This window comes from Sphingomonas sp. (assembly GCF_031426035.1).
Lineage (GTDB): Bacteria > Pseudomonadota > Alphaproteobacteria > Sphingomonadales > Sphingomonadaceae > Sphingomicrobium.
Map to the genome: position 1 here is coordinate 1 of NZ_JANPKO010000085.1, position 1,775 is coordinate 1,775.

Sequence of the window (1,775 nt, forward strand, 5' to 3'; positions counted from 1 at the left end):
CAGATCTCCAAGGGCACGCTCGACGTGCTGATGGAGGCGGGCTGGATCCGCACCGCCGGGCGCCGCGACGGGCCCGGTCGGCCGTTGCTCTACGCCACCACGCCCGAGTTCCTGTCCCACTTCGGCCTGGCCTCACGCAAGGATTTGCCGGGGATCGACGACCTCAAGGCCGCCGGGCTGCTCGACCCGCTCGACGAGGGCATCTTCCAACTGCAACTGGAAAGCGACGGCGAGGAAGACTAGAAGCCGCGGCAAGACGTCATTTGGAGTATTCGCATGGGTGGGTTCAGCCTCTGGCATTGGCTCGTCGTCATCATCCTCGTCATGCTGCTGTTCGGGCGCGGGCGGATTTCGGACATGATGGGCGACATCGGCAAAGGCCTCAAAAGCTTCAAGCAGGGCATGGCCGACGAGGATAATCCGGCGCGGCGGGCCGACGCGCGCCCGGCGGCGCCGCGGCCGCTGACCCGCGACGAGCCGATCGACTTGAAGCCCGAGCCGCGGCAGACCGCCGATCCGGCTCCGCCGCCACCGGCGGGCGACACCCCGCCGCGCCCCTAAGCGGACGCGCCGATGTTCGGCGTCGATTCCACCGAGCTGCTGCTGATCGCGGTCGCGGCGCTGCTGTTCATCGGGCCCAAGGACTTGCCCCAGGCCTTGCGCACCGCCGGCCGCTGGATCGGCAAGGTGCGCGGGATGGCGCGCCACTTCAACGCCGGGCTGGAAGCGATGGTGCGCGAGGCCGAGCTGGAGGAAATGGAGAAAAAGTGGCGCGAGGAGAATGAGCGGATCATGCGCGAATTCCCCGCCACCCCGCCGGCGCTGATCGCCGACCCGAGCGAGCCGCCGCTGCCGCTCGAGCCGCCCGACGAGCGCCCGCCGGCCGAACGGCCGCTGCCGTGAAGGACCTCGACGAAACCAAGGCACCGCTGCTCGACCATTTGATCGAGCTGCGCAAGCGCCTGCTCGTGGTGCTCGCCGCGCTGGTCGTGGCGTTCGTGGTGTGCCTCTATTTCGCGCGCCCGATCTTCGGCGTGCTGGTCCAGCCTTTGCTCGCGGCGGGGCAGGGCAAGCTCATCTTCACCGACGTGTTCGAGGCGTTTTTCGTCGAGGTGAAGGTGGCGCTGTTCGCGGCGCTGATGGTGACCTTCCCGGTGATCGCCACCCAGCTGTGGAAATTCGTCGCGCCGGGGCTGTACGCCAAAGAGAAAGGCGCGCTGCTGCCGTTCCTGCTGCTGACCCCGCTGTTTTTCCTCGGCGGCGCGGCGTTCGCTTATTTCCTCGCGATGCCGTGGGCGCTGCATTTCCTGCTCAGCTTCGAGGGCACCATCGCGGGGGTCGAGCAGGAGGCGCTGCCCGGGGTCGGCAATTATTTGAGTTTTTGCACGCGATTCCTGTTCGGGTTCGGGGTCGCGTTCCTGCTCCCCATCCTGCTGATGATCGTCGAGCGCGCGGGGTTCGTCACGCGCGAGCAGTTGAGCCGCTCGCGGCGCTATGCGGTGGTCGGCGCGGCGGTCATCTCGGCGGTGCTGACCCCGCCCGACGTGGTGTCGCAGCTGATGCTGCTGGTGCCGCTCTACGCGCTCTATGAATTCGCCATCCTCGCCATCCGCCTGACTCACTGGCGGCGCGGCAAGCGCGACGCGGCGGCCGCGCAAACCGAGGCAGCGGACAATTCGGACAATTCGGTGGAGGGGGCCCGGACAAGTGAGGGCCCGGAAGCGCCACCGGGGGGGGGAGGGTTGGCGGTTCCGGGCCCATGTAATCGGATAGCG

The 1,775-nt window shown here is 68.1% G+C and carries 4 protein-coding genes; all 4 read left to right on the plus strand.

Annotation, left to right across the window (positions count from 1 at the left end; all coding sequences use genetic code 11):
- The coding region (locus RMP08_RS05840; protein WP_310468057.1) for an SMC-Scp complex subunit ScpB at positions 1 to 243 on the plus strand (243 nt) is incomplete at its 5' end.
- Between the two features lie 33 nt (positions 244 to 276).
- Positions 277 to 561 (plus strand): twin-arginine translocase TatA/TatE family subunit, encoded by a 285-nt coding sequence (locus RMP08_RS05845; protein WP_310468058.1) that lies wholly within the window; start codon positions 277 to 279, stop codon positions 559 to 561.
- Positions 562 to 573: 12 nt separating this feature from the next.
- Positions 574 to 903, plus strand: a complete 330-nt coding sequence (gene tatB / locus RMP08_RS05850) for a Sec-independent protein translocase protein TatB (RefSeq protein ID WP_310468059.1) — start codon at positions 574 to 576, stop codon at positions 901 to 903.
- Positions 900 to 1,775, plus strand: an 876-nt coding sequence (gene tatC, locus RMP08_RS05855; RefSeq protein ID WP_409049774.1) for a twin-arginine translocase subunit TatC, incomplete at its 3' end; no start/stop codon positions are given. The genes tatB and tatC, both read left to right, overlap by 4 nt.